The sequence below is a fragment of the Streptomyces sp. NBC_00690 genome, from assembly GCF_036226685.1.
Taxonomy (GTDB): Bacteria; Actinomycetota; Actinomycetes; order Streptomycetales; family Streptomycetaceae; genus Streptomyces.
Window position 1 is genome coordinate 7,186,991 of record NZ_CP109009.1, and the last position, 20,902, is coordinate 7,207,892.

Consider the following 20,902-nt stretch of genomic DNA (forward strand, 5'->3'; position numbering starts at 1 on the left):
GGTGCCACCCGTGACGCACGAACAGCAACCGGACGATCGGGGATCGAGGCCGGTCACGGCCTCGCTCGCCGATCATCCACAGGAGACCGGGCGACCCTCGACGGATCGCGTGGTCTTCGGCGTCACCGCCGTCCTCACCCTCGCCTTCGTGGTCTGGGGCTCCATCGCCACCGACGCCCTGGAGGACATCTCCAGCAGCCTGCTGAACGGGCTGATCCACAACGGCGGCTGGGCCTTCGTCCTGGCCGCCTCCGGCTTCGTGGTGTTCGCCCTGTGGCTCGCGATCAGTCGGTACGGGAAGATCCCCCTCGGCCACGAGGACGAAAGGCCCGAGTTCCGCACGGTCTCCTGGGTGGCGATGATGTTCAGCGCCGGCATGGGGATCGGTCTGATGTTCTACGGGGTCAGCGAACCGCTCGCCCACTTCATCACCCCTCCGCCCGGCACCCGGCCCGAGGACGCGGCCGAGGCGATGAGCACCGCCATGGCCACCACGCTCTTCCACTGGACGTTGCACCCCTGGGCCATCTACGCCGTCGTGGGACTCGCCATCGCCTACAGCACCTTCCGCAGGCGCCGCAGACAGACCATCAGCGCCGTCTTCGAACCGCTCATCGGCAAGCGGCACGCCTACGGCGGTGTGGGGCGCGTCATCGACATCCTGGCGATCTTCGCCACCCTCTTCGGCTCCGCGGCTTCCCTCGGGCTCGGAGCGCTCCAGATCGGCAGTGGGTTCACCGAGCTGAACTGGCTCGCCACCGTGGGCACCGGACTCCTCGTCGGCATCATCGCCACCCTCACCGTGGCGTTCGTGGCCTCCGCGATCTCCGGGGTCGAGAAGGGCATCCAATGGCTCTCCAACATCAACATGGTGTTGGCGCTGCTGCTCGCCCTCTTCGTCTTCATCGCCGGTCCGACCATCCTCATCCTGGACCTCCTGCCGACCTCGATCGCCTCGTACTTCGGTGAACTGCCGCAACTGGCCGGCCGCACCGAGGCGGGCGGCGGTGAGGGCGTCGCCGAGTGGCTCGGCAACTGGACCGTCTTCTACTGGGCCTGGTGGATCTCCTGGACGCCGTTCGTCGGCATGTTCATCGCCCGTATCAGCCGTGGGCGGACGATCCGTCAGTTCGTGGGCGGGGTCATCCTGGTGCCCAGCACCGTGAGCCTGGTCTGGTTCGCCGTCTTCGGCGGCACCGCCATGCAGCTCCAGAAGGAGGGCAAGCTCGCTGGTGAGACCACTCCCGAAGGTCAGCTTTTCGCCGTGCTCCAGGAGTACCCGATCGCCACGGCGATGAGCCTGTTGGTGATGGTCCTGGTCGGCATCTTCTTCGTCTCCGGTGCGGACGCTGCATCCGTGGTGATGGGGACGCTCTCCCAGAAGGGCGCGTTCGAGCCTTCACGGCTCGTCGTCGTCTTCTGGGGCGTGCTGACCGGTGCGGTGGCCGCGATCATGCTGCTGATCGGCAACGGGAAGGGCGATGCGCTGGCCGGACTACAGAATCTGACGATCCTGGTGGCCGCCCCCTTCGTGGTCGTCATGCTCGGCATGTGCGTCGCGCTGATGCGCGACCTGCGGCACGATCCGCTGATCGTGCGCGGGGAAGTGGGCGCCGAGATGGTGGAGTCCGCGGTGATCGCCGGTCATGAGAGGTACGACGGTGACTTCGAGATCCGGATCGGGCCCGGCGAAGGGGATGGCGACGGCGGCTCGGGCTCTGGTTTTGGTTCCGGTTCCGGTTCCGGGACCACTGAGCGCCGCGACGACTCCGGCTGAGCGACGGCCGATCGGCGGCCGGGGCACCCAGCGCCCCACCGCGGCACACAGGTGAGGGCTCCCGGACCGCGATCGGTCCGGGAGCCCTCGCCCCTGAGCGGGGGCCCATCCCCCCGCTCCCACGCCCCCGGCGTGGCCCTACTGGGCGCTGCCGATGTCGGCCGCCCAGGGATAGGTGAGCTGGACCGAGGAGATCGGCGCCCCGGTCAGCCCCTTCTTGAGGTAGACGGGGTTGAACGGCGAGTACAGCGGCATCCAGATGCCCTGCCCGACGGCTATCTCCTGCGCCTGGGTGATGAGCTTGGCGCGCTCGGTGGTGTCGGCGGTGGCCTTCGCCTCGTCGATGAGCTTGTCGAAAGCCGGGTCCGACCACTGGGCGAAGTTGAAGGTGTCGCCCGACTGGAGGTACTGGTAGAGGGCCGTCGGGTCCGGATAGTCCGCCTGCCACAGCGAGAACAGCATGTCGATGCCCTCGCGCGCCTTGGCATCGCTGTACAGGGCGTTGTAGTTGTCGGCCGGCAGGGTCTTGATGTCGACCTTGAGACCGATCGACTCGCCCGCCCGCTTGACCTCCGTACCGATGATCGGCATCTCGGACTGGGAACCGGTCACGGCGATGGTGATGGGTTCGGAAGGTGCTCCGGCCTCCTTGACGAGCTTCTTGGCCTCGTCGACCGAACCGTTCGGATCGGGCAGTGCGTCGTAGGCGGCCTTCAGCTCCTTCTGGGCGTAACCCCAGGTCCCGGGGGCGGTGGGTGCCTTGAGGGGCTCCGCGGCGCCGGACACGGCCGCCGAGATGATGCCTTGGCGGTCGACGGCCAGGGAGAGCGCCCTGCGGATCTTCGCATCGGCGAGCGGGCCCTTGAGGTCGGTCACCATGCCGACGTAACTGCCTGACGTACGACCGAAGTGGAGTGACCCCTTATCGGTGGTGCGGAGCTTCGCGTAGCCCGATGCGGGCACGAACCAGGAGCCGTCCAGCTCGCCCGAGAGCATGGCGGTGGTGCGCGCCGCGGGGTCGCGGATGAACTCGAACTCGACCTTCGCGGCCTTGGCCTTGCGCGCCTGGTCCCAGTAGCCGTCGAAGCGGTTGATGGTGATGGACTTTCCGGCCGACCAGGTGGCCAACCGGAACGGACCGGTGCAATCGACTCCGCCGTCGGGGCGACCGAGCTTCTTGCCGGCCTTCTTAGCCGCACTCTGCCCGATGACCCGACCGGCGGGCGTCGCCATCGCCTGGTTGAACTGGGCGTCCGGTGTCTTCAACCGTACGGTGATCTGGGACGGACCGGTCGCCTTGATCGACGCGACGTTCTTGTAGACGGCGTCGTGGTACGAGCCGAGGGACTTGTCGAGGTTGCGGCCGAGGCTGTAGGCGACGTCCTCGGCGGTCATGGTGGCCCCGCTGTGCAGGGTCACCCCGTCCCTCAGTTGATAGACCCAGGTCAGCGGGTCGGGCGTGGTCCACGAGGTGGCGAGCGACGGCTTGAAGGTGAAGTCGGGGTCGATCCTCAGCAGGCTCTCGCAGACGTTGGCGAGCACTTCCATCGGTGGGAAGTCATTGCTGTAGATCGGGTCCAGGGACGACGGCTCGGCGTACAACGCCCATCTGAGGCCGTCCACATCGCCCTTGGCTGCGGGCAGTGCCGTGGTCAGCTTCGGCTTGTCCGACTGCTTGCCGCCTGCCTTCTCCACACCGCTACAGGCGGAGAGCGTCAGGGCCGTGACGACGGTGAGTGCGGCGAGGGCCGTGGTGCGGCGGGTGGTGCGGGGCATGGCTTCCTCCACGAGGCAGGCGTGAGTCACTGGGTGGCGAGGAATTCGCGTCGCGCCTGCGACACCAGGGCGGGGTCCCAGCCCAGCCGCGGAACGCTGGACAGCAGGAGTCGGGTGTAAGGGTGTTCGGGGTGTTCCAGCACATCGGCCGTCGATCCGCTCTCGATCACCGAGCCGCGGAACATCACGACCACGTCGTCCGCGACCCACCGCACGACTTCGAGGTCATGGCTGACGAAGATCAGCGCGACTCCGGTCTCGCGTCGGATCTCGGAGAGCAGATTGAGGATCTGCGCCTGGATCGACACATCGAGCGCGGCGACCGCCTCGTCCAGTACCAGCAGTTTGGGGTTGGCGGCCAGGGCACGGGCGATCGCCACCCGTTGCCGCTGCCCTCCGGACAGCTCCCGCGGGAGGGCGGCGGCCTCCCGCACGCCCAGCCCCACCTGGTCCAGGAGTTCGGTGCGCCGGGCGTCGAAGTCGCCGCCCTGAAGATCGGTGTGGAGTCGCATCACCTCGTCGATGGCGTCGCCGACCGTCTGCCGGGGGTCCAGGCTCTGATAAGGGTCCTGGAAGACGAGCTGGACGGTACGGGCCCGCTGTCGGCGGACCTTGCGCGAGCTTCCGGCGCCGATCTCCTGGCCGTCGAAGAAGATGCGGCCTGAGTCGGGCGCCTCCAGACCGACGATCAACCTGGCCGTGGTCGTCTTGCCGGACCCGGACTCGCCGACGATGCCGAGCGATCCACCGACGGGTACCTCGAAGGACACGTCGTTGACGGCGACGACCTTGCCGTGGTCATAGGTCTTGCGCAACTTCTCGACCCGGGTGACGGGGTGGGTCGCGGTCACGGCCGCTCTCCCTTCGTGAGCACGCTCGACCGGTCGAGCGGCGGTGGGGTCGTCCGATGGCAGCTCACCAGGTGTCCATCGACCGGGCGCGGCTCGGGGGCCGTCTCCCGGCAGAGGTCGATCACCTTCGGGCAGCGGGGTGCGAACGCGCACCCGCCCTTGACCTCGTACAGTCCCAACGGCCGGCCCGAAACCGCCTGGAGTTCACTGCGGTCAGGTGCGGGCCGGGCGGCGAAGAGGGCCGCCGTGTACGGGTGACGAGGGGCCCGGGCGAGCTCGGTGGCGGACGCGGACTCCACGATGGAGCCCGCGTACATCACATGGATGCGGTCACAGGCGGACACTGCGAGATCGAGGTCGTGGGTGACCAGCACGATCGACAGCCCACGCTCACGACGCAGCCGCAGCAGGATCGACACGATCTCGGCCTGGGTGGTCACGTCGAGCGCCGTGGTCGGCTCGTCCGCGAGCAGCAGCTCCGGTTCGCTCGCCAGGGCCGCGGCGATCATCACCCGCTGGAGCATCCCGCCCGAGAGCTCGTGCGGGTACTGGCGCATGTGCCGGGCGGGATCGGGCAGTCCGACCTCTTCGAGCAGCCCCTGTGCGGTACGGGCGGCTGCCGTCTTGGAAAGGCGCTGGTGGACGCGGAGGCCCTCGGCGAGGAAGGTGCCGATGCGCTGGAAGGGATTGATGTGCGCCCGCGGGTCCTGGAAGATCATCGACGCCGTGCGGGACCGGAGCTTCGTCAACTCCTTGCCCGACGCGTTGAGCACGTCCTGTCCCGAGACCCGCACCCGACCGCTGACGTCCGAGCCCGCCGGGGTGAGGCCCACCGCCGTGCGCAGGGTCATCGACTTGCCCGAGCCGGACTCGCCGACCAGCCCCACGATCTCCCCGCGGGCGCAACTGAGGGACACCGACGCCAGGATCGGCTTGCTGTCCTCGCCGCGGCGGACCGCGAGCGTGAGGTCCTCGACCGTGAGCATGGGGGTGGTCATCGGTCCGCCCTTCTGATGCGGTCGGCGACACCCTCGCCGATCAGGCTGAAGCACACGACGGCGACCACGATGAGGACGCCCGGGGCGAGTGCCGACAGCGGCGCGCCCTGGAGGAGGGCGACTTGACCTTCGGAGATCATGGCGCCCCAGTCGGCCTGGGGCGGTTGGACGCCGAAGCCGAGGAAGGAGAGCCCGGCGAGGTCGATCATGGCGTAGCCGAAGCAGAGCGACGCCTGTGCCAGGACCATCGGTGCGATGTTGGGCAGCAGGTGCCGGACGACGATGCTCACCGCGGGGAACCCCTGGATCTCCAGGGCGCGGATGTACGGGCGGTGCCGTTCGCTGAGCGCGGCACTGCGCGTCATCCGGGCCATGTAGGGGGTGTAGGCGATGGCCAGGGCGAGCACGGTCGCCTTCAGTCCGGCGCTGAGCACCGAGACCAGCAGGATCGCGAGCAGCACACCGGGGAAGGCGAAGATCAACTCAATGGCCCGGGAGAGGGCCGCGTCGACCCAGCCGCCGCGCCAGGCGGCCACCACACCGATGGTGACGCCGAGCAGGGTCGCGCCGACGACCACACCGAGTGGGCCGAGCAGGGAGCTGCGGGCGCCGTAGATCAGTCGGGACAGCACATCGCGTCCGGACTGGTCGGTGCCGAGCAGATGGTCGGCGGACGTCCCCTGGAGGCTGTTGGCCAGGGACACCGCGTTGGGATCGTGCGGTGCGAGCCAGGGGGCGAACAGCGCCGTGAGGACGAAGACCACCAGTACCCCGATCGACAGGGCCACGGTCTTGTTGCCGCCGAGGCGCCGGCTGAAGCCCCGGCGCCGGACGAGGGCGGATTCGGTCATGACCGCCATCAGGCACCCACCTTTCCACGCACCCGCGGATCGACCAGCGGGTAGAGGAGATCGACCAGCAGATTGCACAGGGCGAAGACCCCGACGATGATCAACACGATGGCCTGGGTGACGGGGAAGTCCTTGGCGTTGACCGACTGCACCAGCAGTGAGCCCATTCCGTTGAGCCCGAAGGCCGTCTCCACGAGCGTCGTGGTCACCAGCAGACCGGAGACCACCAGGCCGGCGAGGGTGACGACGGGCACCATCGCATTGCGGAACGCGTGCCGCCAGATGATGCGACCTTCGGGGATGCCCCGGACCCGGGCGGTCTCCACGTACTCCTTGCCCATCTCGGCGAGCATGGACGAGCGGGTGGCGCGGGCCACGAGTGCGGCGGAGGAGAGCGCGAGGGCGACCGCCGGCAGGGTGAGGTGCCAGATCCTGTTGAAGAACCCCTCACCCGCGCCGAAGGCGGGGAACCAGCCGAGGGTGACGGCGAACAGCGAGGTCAGACCGATCGCCACCACGAACGACGGGGTGCCCATGGCGACCGTGGTGCCGATGATCGCCGCGCTGTCGACCTTGCCGCGCTTCACGGCCGCGATCACACCGATGACGATGCCGGACGCGAGGATCAGCACGGAGGCATAGGCGACCAGGGTGCCCGTGGTGGTGATCCGGGAGGCGATGAGGTCGTCCACGGGCTGGCGGAACTGCAAGGACTGGCCGAAGTCCCCGGTCACCAGCCCACCGAGCCAGGACAGGTACCGCTCGAAGAACGGGTCGTCCAGCCGGTACTGGTCCCGGATGGCCTGGAGGGTGTCCGCCGTCACCGAGTTGCCCCGGGCGAGGAACGACTCCGGCGAGCCGGGCGCCAGGTACATCGCCGAGAAGACGATGAACGAGGTGGTGAGCATCAACAGGGCCAGGGCCGAGACCCGCTTGGCGATCATCCTGAGCGCACCGCTCAGCGCGTCGCTCATGAGGACGCTCCCAGGTGGGCCGCCCACGGGTAGTGCAGTTGGACGTAGGAGGCGGGGGTACCGGTGAGCCGCTTGTTGAGGAAGAGGGTGTTGTACGGGGCGTAGAGCGGGATCCACGCCAACTCGTCCACGACGATCCGTTGGGCCTGGGTGACCAGGTCCGCGCGCTGTGCCGGGTCCTGCGTCTTGCCGGCGCGGACGATGAGGTCGTCGTACTTCGGGTCGGAGAAGCCCGAGAAGTTGTAGAAGTGATCAGTCTGGAAGTACTGGTACATCTGGAGCGGATCAGCGAAGTCGGTGCCCCATCCGGTCAGATAGAGATCGATGCCCTCGCGCGCCTTCTTGTCCGTGTACACACCGTTGTACTGGTCGGCGGGGATGGACTTGATCTGGACGTCGAGGCCGATCTTCTTGGCCGCGGACTGGATCTCCGCACCGATCACCGGGACCTCCGCCTCGGCGCTGGTCGTCGCGACGACGATGGGCCTGCTCGGTGCTCCGGCCTCGGTGACCAGCTTCTTCGCCGCTTCGAGATCGCGCTCGGTGACCTTGAGCGCGTCCCACGCCGACTTGTACTTCTCGGGTGCGTAGCCCCAGGAGCCGGGGACGGCGGGCGCCTTCTGCGGCTCGCCCGCACCGCTGATCACCGCGTCGATGATCCCCTTGCGGTCGATCGCCATGGAGAGCGCCTGCCGGATGCGCACATCGCGCAGCGGACCCTTGCTGTCCATCACGATGGCGTTGAACCCTTGGGTGGACTTGCCGTAGTAGACCGTTCCCTTGCCACTGGACGACAGCCGCTTGAGTGCGGACGGCGGCAGGAACCAACTGCCGTCGATGGAGTCGGAGAGCAATCCGTTGACCATGGCTGCGGGGTCGCGGACGAACCGGAAGACGACCTCGGCGGACTTGGCCTTGTGCCGGGCGTCGAAGTACTTGTCATCCCGCTTGAGGGTCATCGACTGGCCCTTGTCCCACTTGCTGAGGGAGAAGGGGCCGACGCAGTTCACACCGCCGTCGGGCGTTCCGTACGCCTTGCCCTTGGCCGTGACCGTCGCCTTGCTGCCGACGATGCCCGCGGGGCTGCTCATGTACGAGTTGAAGAGGGCGTCCGGCTGCTTCAGTGTGACGGTGACCTCCAGCGGGCCCGTCGCCTTCACTGAAGAAACGTTTTCGTAGGCGCCCGACCAGAAGGACCCCGCCTTGGTGTCCAGGTTGCGGTTCAGGCTGAAGGCCACGTCCTCGGCGGTGAGCGCCGTCCCGTCGTGGAAGGTCACTCCCGAGCGGACCCGGTACACCCAGGTCGTCGGGGTCGGGTTGGTGAAGGACTCGGCCAGTGCGGGTTCGACCGACATGTCGGGGGCGAGTCGCATCAGCCCCTCGCAGACGTTCGCCATGATCTGGCCGGTCTCGAAGCTGGCGTTGTAGATCCAGTCGAAGGAGGAGGGCTCGGCGGTGACCGCCCAGGTGACCCGGTCCAGCGGGCCGGACGACTTGGGGGTCAACTCGGTGACGGTGAGCCCCTTCTGGCCTGCGGGCTTCTTGTCCTGGCTGACGCCGGAGCAGGCGGTGAGGGCCAGTGTCCCAACGACCAGGGCGACGGTGAGACGTCTGGTCCCTGACGGGACGGGGAGGGCGTTCAAGTGGAGTACCTCCGCGAGGGATCGGGGTCACGCAGGGCAGGGCAACAGCGAAGGGCAAGGGGAGATTCGGGCAGCGGAGGAGCCATCCCGGCGGGGGTATCACCAACGTCTCGGCTGCGCTGCGGAGCCATCGTGCTCGGCTTGTTGTGCGGCAGTTAACACCCGCGGATTCACGGGGTCAAGACTCTGAAAGAAACGTTTCTTTGAGAAAAAGAAACGTTTCTTTTCTGTCTTTCGTGCGCCATGATGCTGAGCCATGGCGGCTGTTTGGTCTTCCGCCTGACGATCTGAGCATTCCATCCATCGGAAGATGTGTGATGACCCTGCCCTGGATTCTGGTGACCGGGAACGGCGCCTTCGGCACCCTGGCCTCCCGGACCGAGCTGCACTACGCCGCCAACCCCAGCTCCGCCGTCGCCCTCGCCCTCGACGGCGAGGAGATCGACGGCCACCGGGTGGTCGGCCGCAGTCTCCTGTGGGGTGAGCGCCCGGAGGAAGCCCTCCTGCCACTGCTGCGCACGGACGAGCCGCCCGCCGCGGTGATCTCGTGCGGTGTCTTCTCGGGACGGACCACCGTCACCGTGGAGCGCACCGCGGTCAACGTGGAGGACTTCCAGTTCGCCGAGGACGGCCGCAGGCCCGCCGGTGAGCCCCTCTACGCCGACGGGCCGGCCGCCTACCTCGCGACCCTGCCCATCAAGGCCATGGCCACGGCTATGCGCGCGGCCGGAGTGCCCGCGCTGATTTCCAACTCGGCCTCCACCCACGGCTGCAACGCCGTCATGTACACCGCACTGCATCTGACCGCCCGGGCCGGGCTGCCCACCCGCTGCGGTTTCGTCCATCTGCCCGACACCCCGGAACACGTGGCCCGCATCGGACACAACGGCCCCAGCATGTCCCTCGCGCTCCAGGTCTCCGCCCTACGGGCGGGGCTCGCGGCGGTGGTGGCCCATCCGTCCGACATCCCCGTCCCCGCCAATGAATGGGAGTGGTGACAGCGCCATGTCCTTCGCACTCGATCTGCTGATCCGAAGCGGACGCGTCCACGGCCGCGACGAGCCCGTTGACCTGCACATACGCGATGGCAAGGTGATCGCCGTCGTACCGAGCGGCTCGATCGCCGCCGAGGCCGCGGACGTCCTAGACGCCGGTGGCAAACTGGTCTCCCGGTCCTTCACCGAACCCCACTACCACCCGGACAAGGCGTACAGCCGCAGCCTCGCGCCCGGCGAAGCAAAGGACTCGTTCGAACGCGCCCGACTGATCAAGACCGGCTTCACCGTCGAGGACGTCACCGAGCGCGCGGTGCGGGCGCTGAAACTGGCGTCCGCGAACGGCGTCACCACCCTGCGGGCCAATGTCGACGTCGACTCGCACTCCGGGCTGCGGGGACTGCACGGGGTGCTGGCCGCCCGTGAACAGGTGGCCCATCTGATGGACGTGGAGATCGTCGCCTTCCCACAGGAGGGGCTCGACCGGGACCCCGACTCCCGCCGTCTGCTGGTGGAGGCACTGACGTCGGGCGCCGACCTCATCGGCGGCTGGCCCAACGTCGAAGACACCGTGGAGGCCCAGCGGGCCAATGTCCGCGAGATCTTCGACCTCGCCGAACGCTTCGACGTGGACGTCGACATCCACGCCGACTGCATGATCGACGCCGCCGAGACCATGTTGGAGTACATCGCCGAGGAGACCGCACGCCGTGGCTACCAGGGCCGGGTTCTGGCCAGCCACTGCTGTGGTCTTGAGGTGTACGCAGAAGCCGACGCGGCCCGGGTCATCGCCGCCGTCGCCGAGGCCGACATCAAGATCGTGGTCGTTCCGCTGAACCTGCTGGACGGCGGCCCCCGCGGGCTGTCCCGCCCCCAGGAACTCATGGCCGCCGGAGTGACCGTGGCCGCCGGCAGCGACAACATGAACGACGGCTGGTACCCGCTGGGCACCCTCGATCCGCTGGACCGGGCGCAGATGACGTTCCTCGGTGCCGGGTTCCATGACGAGGGAGCGGTCGACACCGTCTGGGACATGGTCAGCGGCCAGGCGGCCGTCGCAATCGGCGGGCGCGGCGGTGACATCGAAGTGGGCGAGGACGCCGATCTGGTGCTGCTCGACGCACCCGACCGGGCCACGGCCATCGCCAACACCCCCGGAGCGCGCACCACACTGCGGCGCGGGCGGGTGGTGAGTCGCCGGGACACCGGCAGCCGCATCGTGGAACCGGTGGCCCCATGACCTCGTACACCCCCGCCCCCCACACGGCCGGCGAGTCCGCATCGCTTCCGCGCGCCGTGCGCACGCCCCGGGCGGCTGACCCGACGAAGGCAGCAGCACGCGTCACCGGACTGCCCCGTGGACACGCGGGTCGAAACGCCGTGCAACACAACGCCGCATCCGTCGACCGCTGCGACCTCGCGATCACCGGAGCCACCGTCGTCACCCCGGAAGGCGCTCGCCCCGCCACCGTGCTGGTCAGCGACGGACAGGTGTCGGCCATCGTCCCCCCGGCCACCGCCGTCAACGCCCCCCGGCGCATCGACGCCACCGGACTGCATCTGATCCCCGGTGTGATCGACCTCCATGTCCACTTCGACGTCCCCGGCATCTCCTTGACGGACGACTTCCACACCGGAACGCGGTCCGCGGCGGCCGGCGGCGTCACCTTCGTCGTCGAGCACCCCTTCTCCGACCCGCCGACCACCACCGCCGCCCGCTACGAGGCCAAGACCCGGCAGGCCGCCACCGGAGCCGTCGTCGACTTCGGCCTCTGGGGCGCCCTCACCCGGCCCTCGCTGGACGAGATGGCCGGTCAGCACCGACTCGGCGCACCCGGTTTCAAGGCGTTCCTGCCCGAGAACGACATGGACTTTCCCCCCGCCACCGAGACCGATCTGCTCACCGGAATGACGACTGCCGCACGGCTCGGCGCCCGGGTGCTGGTGCACGCGGAGGACCGGGACGCGCTCGCCCACGGCGAAGCCGCCCTACGGGCCGCGGGTCGCACCGACTTCGCCGCCCTGCTGGAGGCCCGCCCACCGGCCACGGAGATCAACGCCGTGCGCGAGGTCCTACGGCTGGCCCGGTCGACCGGCTGCGCCGTCCACCTCGTCCACCTCTCCACGCCCGAGGCCATCGACCTGGTCACCGAGGCCCGTGCCGAGGGTCTCGACGCGACCTGCGAGGTCACCGCCCACCATCTGCTCCTGACCGCATCGGAACTGCCCCACCTGGGCGGATTCGGTGTCTGTGCGCCGCCGCTGCGCGATGCGCACCAGGTGGAAGAGCTGTGGGACCGGGTGCGCTCGGGCCAGGTCCATGCGATCGTCTCCGACCACTGTCCCTACGACCGCGCCGACAAACTCATCGCCGACGAGGACGTCTTCGGCTGCCCCTTCGGCATCCAAAGCGTGCAGGAGTACGCCCCCCTCGTCATCAGCGAGGCCATTGCCCGCGGTATGGCGCTGACCGAGATCGTGCCGCTGATGACGAGCGGACCGGCACGACTCGTGGGTGCGCAGACGACCAAGGGCGCGGTGGCCGTCGGTCTGGACGCCGACTTCGCCCTGCTCGACCTCGACGCCCCCTGGGTGGTCAGCGCCGCGGAGCAGCAGCACGCCGCGGATCAGTGGTCGCCGTACGACGGTCGCACCAGCATGGTCAAGGTCGTCCGGACGGTGGTGCGCGGAGTGACCGTGGCCCTGGACGGCGAAGTCATCGCCGCCAAGGGGACGGGACGGTTCCTTCCCCTGGCAGGGCCCGTCGCCCCCGCCCCGGCATCGAACGAGGAGGCGCGATGAGCGAGCCGACGACACCGCTACCCGACGTGGTCGCCGGGGCTGCCGAGTTGATGCGCACCTGTCTGGCCTGTACCGGCGGTGACCGGGTGCTCGTACTGACCGACCGCGCGACCCGCCCGCTGGCCGAGGTCATCGCCGCCCAGGCCAAGACCCTGACCAGCGTATCCGTGGCCGTCATCCCCGATGTCGCCGCGGGCTATGAGGCGGCCCGACACGAGATCGGGCGCGAGCTCGACGCCCACCGTCCGACCGTCACCGTGTTCGCGGCGGCCGACCCCGGCGATCTGCTCGCCTGGGACCCGACGTTCTGGGAACACCTCGAACGCCTCGGTGCCCGGCACGCCCACATGCCCGCGCTCGACGACATCGCCCTCGGCATCGGCATGGCCGTCGACTACACCGAGGTCGCCCGGTTCACCCTCCAGGTCCGCGATCTCCTCACCGGCACCCGGTCCGCGCGCATCACCAGCGCCACCGGTACCGATCTCTCCCTGACCTGTGCTCCCGAGCGGCCCTGGACCCCCTTCACGGGCCTCTACCAATGCGGTGGACAGGGCGGCAGGCTGCCGCAGGGCGAGGTGTTCTGCACCCCGCTCACCGCCGACGGAATACTCGCCGTCTCCGTCGTCGGCTACCCCTTCAACGCCGAGTCAGGACTGCTCGCCGAACCGCTGTTGATCGAGGTCGCCGACGGCTCGGCCGTGGCGTTCGACCACCCCGACGAAACGTTGGCCGTACGACTGCGGACATGGCTCGGCGAGGCCCCCGGTGGACTGCGCCTGGGCGAATTTGCCCTGGGCACCAACCGGTCCCTGCCCGCGATCACCGGAAACCTGCTGTTCGACGAGAACGTGCCCGGGGTGCACATCGCCTTCGGCCACCCCTTCCCCGAGTACACGGGTGCGGACTGGGAGTCCCCGGTCCACGTCGACATGGTCGTCGAGCGCCCCAGCGTCCACGCGGACGGCCTCACCGTCCTCGCCGACGGCCAGTACCGCACACCCAGCCTTCCATCAAGGAGTTGACCATGACGAACCCGACCGTCCACCACGTCAGCGCCAGCCGGGGCCGTGTCCGGGCCGCCTACACCCTGATGTGCCCGGAGAACCTGGTCGAGAACGCCCTTCCCCATCTGACCGGCGTCAACGCCATGCCGCTCGCCACCCCACGCTCACTGCCCGCGCGCTTCGGCGAATACCTGCTGGAGTTCGAGCCGGGAGGCAGGAGCACCCGTCCCCTCGGCGCCGGCTTCGAGAACTTCCTGTACGTACTCGACGGCGAGGCGCACATCGGCGCCGACACCCACACCGCCACCCTGACACCGGGCGGCTTCGCCTTCTTCCCCGAGGGGGTCGAGTTCTCCATCGAGACCCCGGGCGCCTCCCGGGTGCTCTGGGTCAAGCGCCGCTACGAACGGGTGGCGGGCGTCGCCGACCCGGAGGTGGTGATCGGACACGTCGACGACGTCACCCACCACCCGGACGACACCATCGGCGGCACCTACGCCCCACTGCTCCCGCTCGACGAGCGCTACGACATGGCGATGAACTTCATGCGGTTCGAGGTGGGTTCCCGGTTCCAGATGGTCGAGGTCCACCACCAGGAACACGGCCTCTACATGACCGAGGGCGAAGGCGTCTACTACCTCGGCGACGACCACGTCGAAGTCTCGGCCGGCGACTTCATCTACATGGCGCCCTACTGCCCCCAGTCCTTCTACGCGACCGGGAGCACCCGCCCCTCGTACCTCCTCTACAAGGACATCAACCGTGACGGCTTCTGAGAACCCCACCGCACCGACCTCCGCGGAACTGGTCGTCGAGGGCGCGACGCTCGACGGGCGGATCGTCGACGTCGTCGTCCGCGAGGGGCGCATCGCCGCACTGGGTCCCGGCGTCGGCACGGACATCGCCGCCGTGGAACGGATCGTCGCCCGCGGCGGACTGCTCACCCCCGCCTTCACCGAGCCGCACAGCCATCCCGACAAGGCACTCAGCCGCCGGCTCATCGCCCCACTGGGGCTGCCCGCCCGGCTCACCGACCGACCCGCCCTGATGCAGCGGCAGCGTGACCTCAAAGCCACCTTTACCCGGGAGGAAGTCGCCGGAAGGGCGGGCGACTTCCTGCGGCTGGCAGCCGCCCAGGGCATCGCCACGGTCGCGGGGCAGGCCGACATCGACAGCGTCACCGGACTGACCTCGTTCGAGGGAGTCATGGACGCCCGGGAGAAGCACCTGGACCTGCTCGACCTCCGGGTGACCGCATTTCCCCAGGAGGGACTGGTCCAGGACCCGGGCGCCTACGACCTCGTCGCCGCGGCCCTCGCCTCCGGAGCCCATCGGGTCGGTGGCTGGCCCAACAACGAACGGTCCTACGAGGACCAGATCTCCCACCTCGACCAGGTGTTCGCCCTGGCCGAACGGTTCGGCGTCGGCATCGACATCAACATCGACTACTTCACCGACCCCACCGAGCGGCTGCTTGAACCCCTCGCAGAACGCACCCTCGCCCACGGGATGCAGGGGCTCGTCAACGCCAACCACGTGGGCGCCTTGGAGACCTACCCCGACGACGACGCCCGCCGAGTGATCGCCAAGGTCGCCGAGGCACAGATCGCCGTGACCGTGTGCCCGACCAACCTCTCCGGCTCGTATCCGTACCGGGGCGTCTCCCGCGCGGCCGAACTTCTGGCGGCCGGGGTCACCGTGGCGATCGGCACCGGGAACCTCCAGGACAACTGGGAACCCTTCGGCAACCTCGATCCGCTCGACCTCGCCCGGCTGGCCTGGCACGCCTTCCCGCTCAGCGACGAGGACGACGAGGGCATCGAGACCGCTTGGCGCCTGATCACGGAGCACGCCGCCCGCGCCGTCGGTGTTCCGCACGACGAACTGCGCACCGGTGGCCCCGCCGACTTCGTGGTCCTGGCGGCCACGACCAAGACGGACGCACTGCGCAACGAGCCCGGGCCCCGCTGGTCGGTGCGCGGCGGACGCGTGGTGGCCAGCCGCGTCGGCACGATGTGGACCGCACCGGCACCCGAGCCGGTGAGGTCGAGCTGAACGCCGTACGGGCAGGGCGGGGGCCGGCACGGGAAATCGGACCCTCGACATCCGTCCCCCTCCCGCCCCGCCCGTCGTACCGTATGCATACATGCGCGGCTCCTCGCGCCCCACGACGTCCGCGTCGGTTCCGAGCGATTCGCCCTCGTCTCCAGCAGGGCTCCGAGTGAATCTGGTGATTCCGTGGTGAAGGTGACCAAGCCCTCGGTCGGTCGGGTGACGATCCGTGATGTCGCCGCAGCGGCCGGGGTGTCGGTGACGACCGTCTCCGATGCGCTCAACAACAAGGGCAAGCTCCGCGAGGAGACCCGCGAGCGGATCCGGCAGACGGCCAACGCGCTCGGCTACCGTCCCAGCCGGGTGGCGCAGGCGTTCCGCCACGGCCGTACCGGCACCATCGCCCTCGTCCTCCCACACCGTGACGTCAGCGGCAACGAGTACGACATGATCGGCCTCGACTACTACATGACGATCGCGTCCGGCTCGGCCCGCGCCGCCTTCAGCGAGGGGTACGCCCTGATGCTGACGCCCCGGATCAGCACCGAGGACGAGTGGCGGCTGATCGGCCCGGACGGGGTGGTGCTCTGCGACCCTGCGGCGAGCGACCCGCGCATCGACATGCTGGAGGGCATGGGTATCCCGGTGGTCTCCATCGAACGCGACCCGGAGCGCCCCGAACGCCCCTTCTACGTCTCCGGTGACAACGAGCAGAACATGCGCGATCTGCTCGACCACCTCCACCAGGGCGGCGCGCGCAGGATCGCCCTGCTCTCGGCGCGCTCCTCCTGGGCCTGGACATTGGAAGGGGAGGACGCCTACCAGTCCTGGTGCACCGAACGAGAACTCCGTCCCCTGGTCGCCCATGTCTCCGTCGACCGACTGGAGGCGGACTCCTACCGTGCCGCCTGCGCCTTGCTCGACGCCGACGAGCCTCCGGACGCGCTGATCGCCTCCGCGGAGCAGTACAGCGAGGGCGTGACCCGTGCCTGCCGCGAACGGGGCGTGCGCATCCCCGACGATGTGATGCTGGCGATCGGCATCGACAACCGCTTCGCACAGCAGTCCGATCCGCCCATCACCGCCATCGACCTGCGCCCCGCCGACCAGGCGGGCGCCGCGGTCGGCATGCTGCTCAAACGGCTGGGCGGCCAGCAGGTCGACCGCCCTGCCGTGGTGCCGAGCCAACTGCGGGTACGGGCCAGTACCACCCGGCGCTGATCCCTCGCGAGGTGAACCGAGAGCGGCGCCCGTGGCACTTGTTCCACGGCCCGGGACGCGGGGGCAGACGTCGTCAGCGCCGGGGTACGAGGGCCACAGCAGCCCGCGCACAGCCCCAACCAACGGTGAGACCGGCCCCGCCGTGACCGTAGTTGTGCACCAACAGCCCGCCGCCGGCCAGCGGTTCCGACTCGATGCGCACCCCCGCAGCCCTGGCCGGCCGCAGCCCCACGCGATGGCCCAGCACCCGGGCGTCCGCGATCGCCGGGTGGTGGCGGGCGCACCGGGCCACGATCTCCCGTGCCGTCGCCGGATCGGGCTCGCCGTTCTCGTCCCCGTCCTGCGCCGTGCCACCCAGGACCAGCCGTCCCGGCTGCGGAAAGAGATACGTGAGCTGCTCCGGGCCCCCGTCAGGGCCGCCGTCCGGTAGGACCAGCCACTCCCGGATGCCGGGATTCTCCACCCACACCACCTGACCGCGGACCGCGACCAGACCGTCGTCCCCGGCCAACTCCCGCGCCCCGAGCCCCGCGCAGTTGACCACCAACGGTGCCGCCGCCGTTGCTTCGTCCAGGTGCCGCACCCGACGGAACTCGACCGTGCCGCCGGACGACTCCAATCTCCTCCGCAACCAGGCCAGATGGACCGGCATGTCAACGAGCGGCAGCCGTGCCCACACCCCCTCCAGATGTCCGGACGGCAACTCGTCCGGGCGGGCGGTCCTGAGCTCCCCGGCCCGCCGCGTCCAGGCGTCCACCTTTTCCAGCCGGGTCCCGGCCATGATCCCGGACACCAACCGGACCCCGGTCCGGTCCGGCTGCTCGGCCCACCGCACCATGCGCTCCCAGGTCGCCGTCGACCACGCCGCGACCAGTTCCTTCGGCTCGATCCGATACGGCCACCACAGCGCGCCCGCCACCGACGACGTCGTCCCGGCTATGTCATCGCGCGTCCACACACGCACGCGATGCCCCCGCTCCGCCAGGAGCACGGCGGTCATCAGCCCGCTGACGCCGCCCCCCACCACCACCGCATCAGGGTTCATGAAGGGACGGTAGCGAATGTGCTCCACCACGTGGTGAACCGCGTGACCGAGGGGATACTCAGGGCATGTCTGCCGAGTACACCACCTTCGGGTTGGCACCGGCGATGCGGGCCGGGGGAGTTCTCGCAAGCGGCGTCTTCAAGACGCATCGGGACTTCATGGACTTCATCGTCGGCGGCCAACCGCTGCTGTTCCAGCTCAGCGATCTCGATGCGGTCTCCCCGCTGGCATCCGACGTACCCCCGGCGATCTTCACCGCGGAGGTACGCACCCTGCTCCTCGACGCCCCCGCACCCCTGGAGGGCGGCCGTTGTGTCATCTACGCCTGCCCCGAGTGCGCGGACCTCGGCTGCGGCGCGGTCACGGCCGTCATCGAGCGCGACGGCGACGACGTCGTCTGGCGCGACTTCGCCTGGCAGACATCCGAGCACGCCGATCTGGAACGCGAGGGCTACGAGGGGCTCGGGCCGTTCCGCTTCCACGGCGGCACTTATCGGGCCGAGCTGGAGCGACTGATCGCAGCCACGAGCGCGGACGTCTCCGCTTCCCCCCTCAGGCCGCCGCGCCGACGGGTACTGCTGATCGGTGCCCGCGCCTCCGTGCTGCGCAAACTCGCCGCCGCCCTGCGCACCATCGGAGTGGGCGCCGACATCTCCCGCGATGCCGCCCGGGTCCCGGCCGAGGAACTGCGCACCTACGGAGTGGTCGCCTTCGGCCGTGCGGTCGGGGTCGAGGAGCGCGCGAGCGTACGGGCGGCGTTCACGGCCGCCGGAGCGGACGTCACCTTCGTCGACGGGCTGGCCCCGGTCATCCCCGTCCTGGTGGCCCAGATCGAAGGAGCCTTCCCCCGCGGGCCGTGGGAGGCCCCCAGACTCACCGAGCTGAGCGTCAGCGAGGGCGAAGCCCTGCTGACCGTGGCCTCGCCCTGCGAGGTGCTGGTCATGGCGTACCGGCTCGATCGGCTGTACCGCACCCACGAGCAGGCCGTCTTCACCGGGACGCTCGATGTGGGGGAACACCGTGTTCCACTGCCGCCGCGTGCGAACAAGGGGCAGTCCTACCTGGTGGCCCGATCGATGGACACCGCCCTGGTCGCTCCCGTCCCGCGGTGACCCACCGGCCCGCCCTACCCCCCCGGCCATCCGTCGGCCCTGCCGACGTGCCGCAGGGCCGACGGCACCGGTGCCGGTCACCAGCAGGAGGGCGAGCCGTAGAATCGGCGTCTGATGACTGCCACCCTCGTCGCCAAGGACCTCGCCGCAGGCCACGGCGCCCGCTCCCTGTTCTCCTCCCTCGATCTCGTTGTCGCGCCCGGCGATGTGATCGGGCTCGTCGGTGTCAACGGCGCGGGCAAGTCCACCCTGCTGCGGCTGCTCGCCGGCCTGGAGGTGCCCGAGGAGGGCGAGCTGCGCCTCTCCCCGCCGACCGCGACGGTCGGCCACCTCCCGCAGGAGCCGGAACGCCGACCGGGGGAGTCGGTGCGTGCATTCCTCGCCCGCCGCACCGGCGTCGCCGCCGCCCAGGAGGAGATGGACCGGGCCGCGCAGGCGCTCGCCGATGGATCCCCCGGAGCCGACGACGACTACTCCACCGGCCTGGAGCGCTGGCTCGCGCTCGGCGGTGCCGATCTCGACGAACGCGCCGATGAGATCGCCGCCTCGCTCGGGCTCTCCAGCGGCCGATGCGTCCTCGACCTCCCGATGACCGCACTCTCCGGCGGCCAGGCAGCCCGTGCGGGACTCGCCTCCCTGCTGCTCTCCCGCTACGACGTCTTCCTCCTCGACGAGCCGACGAACGACCTCGACCTGGAGGGCCTGGAGCGGTTGGAGAGCTTTGTCCGCCAACTGCGCGCGGGCACGGTCGTGGTCAGCCACGACCGCGAGTTCCTCACCCGTACCGTCACCAAGGTCCTGGAACTCGACCTCGCCCAACGCCACATCACCCTGTACGGCGGCGGCTACGACTCCTACCTGGAAGAACGCGACGCCGCCCGGCGGCACGCCCGCGAGGAGTTCGACGAGTACGCCGACAAGCGGGCGGCCCTCGAAGGCCGCGCCCGGATGCAGCGGTCCTGGATGGACAAGGGCGTCAAGAACGCCCGGCGCAAGGCCGGTGACAACGACAAGCTCGGACGGAAGTTCCGTAGCGAATCCAGCGAGAAGCAGGCGGCCAAGGCGCGCCAGACACAACGCATGATCGAACGACTGGACGTGGTCGCAGAACCCCGCAAGGAGTGGGAGTTGCGGATGGAGATCGCCGCCGCACCCCGCTCCGGATCGGTCGTGGCCACCCTGCAACAGGCGGAGGTCCGCCGCGGCGACTTCCACTGCGGGCCGCTCACGCTCCAGATCGACTGGGCGGACCGGGTCGTCATCACCGGGGCCAACGGCTCCGGCAAGTCCACCCTCCTCGCCGCCCTCCTGGGACGGCTGCCCCTGGACGCGGGCCATGCCGCACTCGGCCCCGGTGTCGTCGTCGGCGAGGTCGACCAGGCCAGGGCCCTCTTCCACGGTCCCGAAACCCTGCTCAACGCCTTCGAAGCCGCCGTCCCGGACACCCCACCGGCAGACGTCCGCACCCTGCTCGCCAAGTTCGGCCTCACCGCCGACCACGTACTGCGCCCGGCGACGACGCTCTCACCCGGCGAGCGCACCCGCGCCGCACTCGCGCTGCTCCAGTGCCGCGGGGTCAACCTCCTCGTCCTCGACGAGCCGACCAACCACCTCGACCTGCCCGCCATCGAACAGTTGGAAGCGGCGCTCGACCGCTACGAGGGAACACTGCTCCTGGTGACCCACGACCGCCGGATGCTGGCGGCGGTGCGCACTACCCGACGCATCGAAGTGGTCGACGGAAGGATCACCGAGAGCTGACCGTGGAAGCCGGGAGCCCGACCCCCACGGTCCGTCG

At 69.5% G+C, this 20,902-nt stretch carries 17 protein-coding genes; 10 read left to right on the forward strand and 7 right to left on the reverse strand.

The genetic code is table 11. The features are described 5' to 3' along the window. Window positions 1–10: 10 nt before the first annotated feature. The gene (locus OID54_RS31310) at window positions 11–1,777 is read left to right on the forward strand and encodes a BCCT family transporter (RefSeq protein ID WP_443055706.1); all 1,767 of its coding nucleotides are present in this window, start codon (window positions 11–13) and stop codon (window positions 1,775–1,777) included. 138 nt (window positions 1,778–1,915) lie between these two features. Here OID54_RS31310 and OID54_RS31315 read toward each other — a convergent pair whose 3' ends face one another. Genes OID54_RS31315 through OID54_RS31340 form a run of 6 tightly spaced genes read right to left on the reverse strand, consistent with a single transcriptional unit; the run spans window position 1,916 to window position 8,870 of the window. Next, on the reverse strand, window positions 1,916–3,553 hold the full coding sequence (locus OID54_RS31315; protein WP_329025038.1) for an ABC transporter substrate-binding protein: 1,638 nt from the start codon (window positions 3,551–3,553) through the stop codon (window positions 1,916–1,918). 26 nt (window positions 3,554–3,579) lie between these two features. Then, the gene (locus OID54_RS31320; protein ID WP_329025040.1) at window positions 3,580–4,404 is read right to left on the reverse strand and encodes an ATP-binding cassette domain-containing protein; all 825 of its coding nucleotides are present in this window, start codon (window positions 4,402–4,404) and stop codon (window positions 3,580–3,582) included. Continuing rightward, window positions 4,401–5,402, reverse strand: coding sequence for an ABC transporter ATP-binding protein (locus OID54_RS31325; RefSeq protein ID WP_329025041.1), 1,002 nt, complete (start codon window positions 5,400–5,402; stop codon window positions 4,401–4,403). The genes OID54_RS31320 and OID54_RS31325 overlap by 4 nt, the downstream gene beginning before the upstream one ends. Next, window positions 5,399–6,262, reverse strand: coding sequence for an ABC transporter permease (locus tag OID54_RS31330; RefSeq protein WP_329025042.1), 864 nt, complete (start codon window positions 6,260–6,262; stop codon window positions 5,399–5,401). The genes OID54_RS31325 and OID54_RS31330 overlap by 4 nt, the downstream gene beginning before the upstream one ends. Then, window positions 6,262–7,227, reverse strand: a complete 966-nt coding sequence (locus tag OID54_RS31335) for an ABC transporter permease (protein ID WP_329025043.1) — start codon at window positions 7,225–7,227, stop codon at window positions 6,262–6,264. Before OID54_RS31335 ends, OID54_RS31330 begins: the two co-directional genes overlap by 1 nt. Next, window positions 7,224–8,870 (reverse strand): ABC transporter substrate-binding protein, encoded by a 1,647-nt coding sequence (locus OID54_RS31340; protein ID WP_329025044.1) that lies wholly within the window; start codon window positions 8,868–8,870, stop codon window positions 7,224–7,226. The genes OID54_RS31335 and OID54_RS31340 overlap by 4 nt, the downstream gene beginning before the upstream one ends. Before the next feature lie 317 nt (window positions 8,871–9,187). Between OID54_RS31340 and OID54_RS31345 the strand changes: the two genes are divergently transcribed. The 7 genes from OID54_RS31345 (at window position 9,188) to OID54_RS31375 (ending at window position 16,947) form a co-directional block, all read left to right on the forward strand. After that, window positions 9,188–9,868, forward strand: coding sequence for a pyroglutamyl-peptidase I family protein (locus OID54_RS31345; RefSeq protein WP_329025045.1), 681 nt, complete (start codon window positions 9,188–9,190; stop codon window positions 9,866–9,868). A 7-nt stretch (window positions 9,869–9,875) separates the two neighbouring features. Further along, window positions 9,876–11,105, forward strand: coding sequence for an amidohydrolase family protein (locus tag OID54_RS31350; protein WP_329025047.1), 1,230 nt, complete (start codon window positions 9,876–9,878; stop codon window positions 11,103–11,105). Next, complete coding sequence (gene allB / locus OID54_RS31355) at window positions 11,102–12,667, forward strand: allantoinase AllB (protein ID WP_329025049.1); 1,566 nt, start codon at window positions 11,102–11,104, stop codon at window positions 12,665–12,667. Before OID54_RS31350 ends, allB begins: the two co-directional genes overlap by 4 nt. Next, a complete protein-coding gene (locus OID54_RS31360) occupies window positions 12,664–13,692 on the forward strand; it encodes an aminopeptidase (RefSeq protein WP_329025051.1) in 1,029 nt (342 codons plus the stop codon). The genes allB and OID54_RS31360 overlap by 4 nt, the downstream gene beginning before the upstream one ends. Before the next feature lie 2 nt (window positions 13,693–13,694). Beyond that, window positions 13,695–14,450 (forward strand): (S)-ureidoglycine aminohydrolase, encoded by a 756-nt coding sequence (gene allE / locus OID54_RS31365; RefSeq protein ID WP_329025052.1) that lies wholly within the window; start codon window positions 13,695–13,697, stop codon window positions 14,448–14,450. After that, window positions 14,437–15,729 carry an amidohydrolase family protein gene (locus OID54_RS31370; protein ID WP_329025054.1) on the forward strand — a complete coding sequence of 431 codons (1,293 nt, stop codon included), beginning with the start codon at window positions 14,437–14,439 and terminating at the stop codon, window positions 15,727–15,729. The genes allE and OID54_RS31370 overlap by 14 nt, the downstream gene beginning before the upstream one ends. Before the next feature lie 192 nt (window positions 15,730–15,921). Continuing rightward, the gene (locus OID54_RS31375) at window positions 15,922–16,947 is read left to right on the forward strand and encodes a LacI family DNA-binding transcriptional regulator (RefSeq protein WP_329025056.1); all 1,026 of its coding nucleotides are present in this window, start codon (window positions 15,922–15,924) and stop codon (window positions 16,945–16,947) included. A 73-nt stretch (window positions 16,948–17,020) separates the two neighbouring features. Here OID54_RS31375 and OID54_RS31380 read toward each other — a convergent pair whose 3' ends face one another. Further along, window positions 17,021–17,992 carry an FAD-dependent oxidoreductase gene (locus OID54_RS31380; protein WP_329025057.1) on the reverse strand — a complete coding sequence of 324 codons (972 nt, stop codon included), beginning with the start codon at window positions 17,990–17,992 and terminating at the stop codon, window positions 17,021–17,023. A 65-nt stretch (window positions 17,993–18,057) separates the two neighbouring features. On the opposite strand from OID54_RS31380, the gene OID54_RS31385 reads away from it, so the two are divergent. Continuing rightward, complete coding sequence (locus OID54_RS31385) at window positions 18,058–19,104, forward strand: oxidoreductase (RefSeq protein ID WP_329025059.1); 1,047 nt, start codon at window positions 18,058–18,060, stop codon at window positions 19,102–19,104. A gap of 114 nt (window positions 19,105–19,218) precedes the next feature. Next, window positions 19,219–20,865, forward strand: a complete 1,647-nt coding sequence (locus tag OID54_RS31390) for an ABC-F family ATP-binding cassette domain-containing protein (RefSeq protein ID WP_329025060.1) — start codon at window positions 19,219–19,221, stop codon at window positions 20,863–20,865. Window positions 20,866–20,902: the final 37 nt, after the last annotated feature.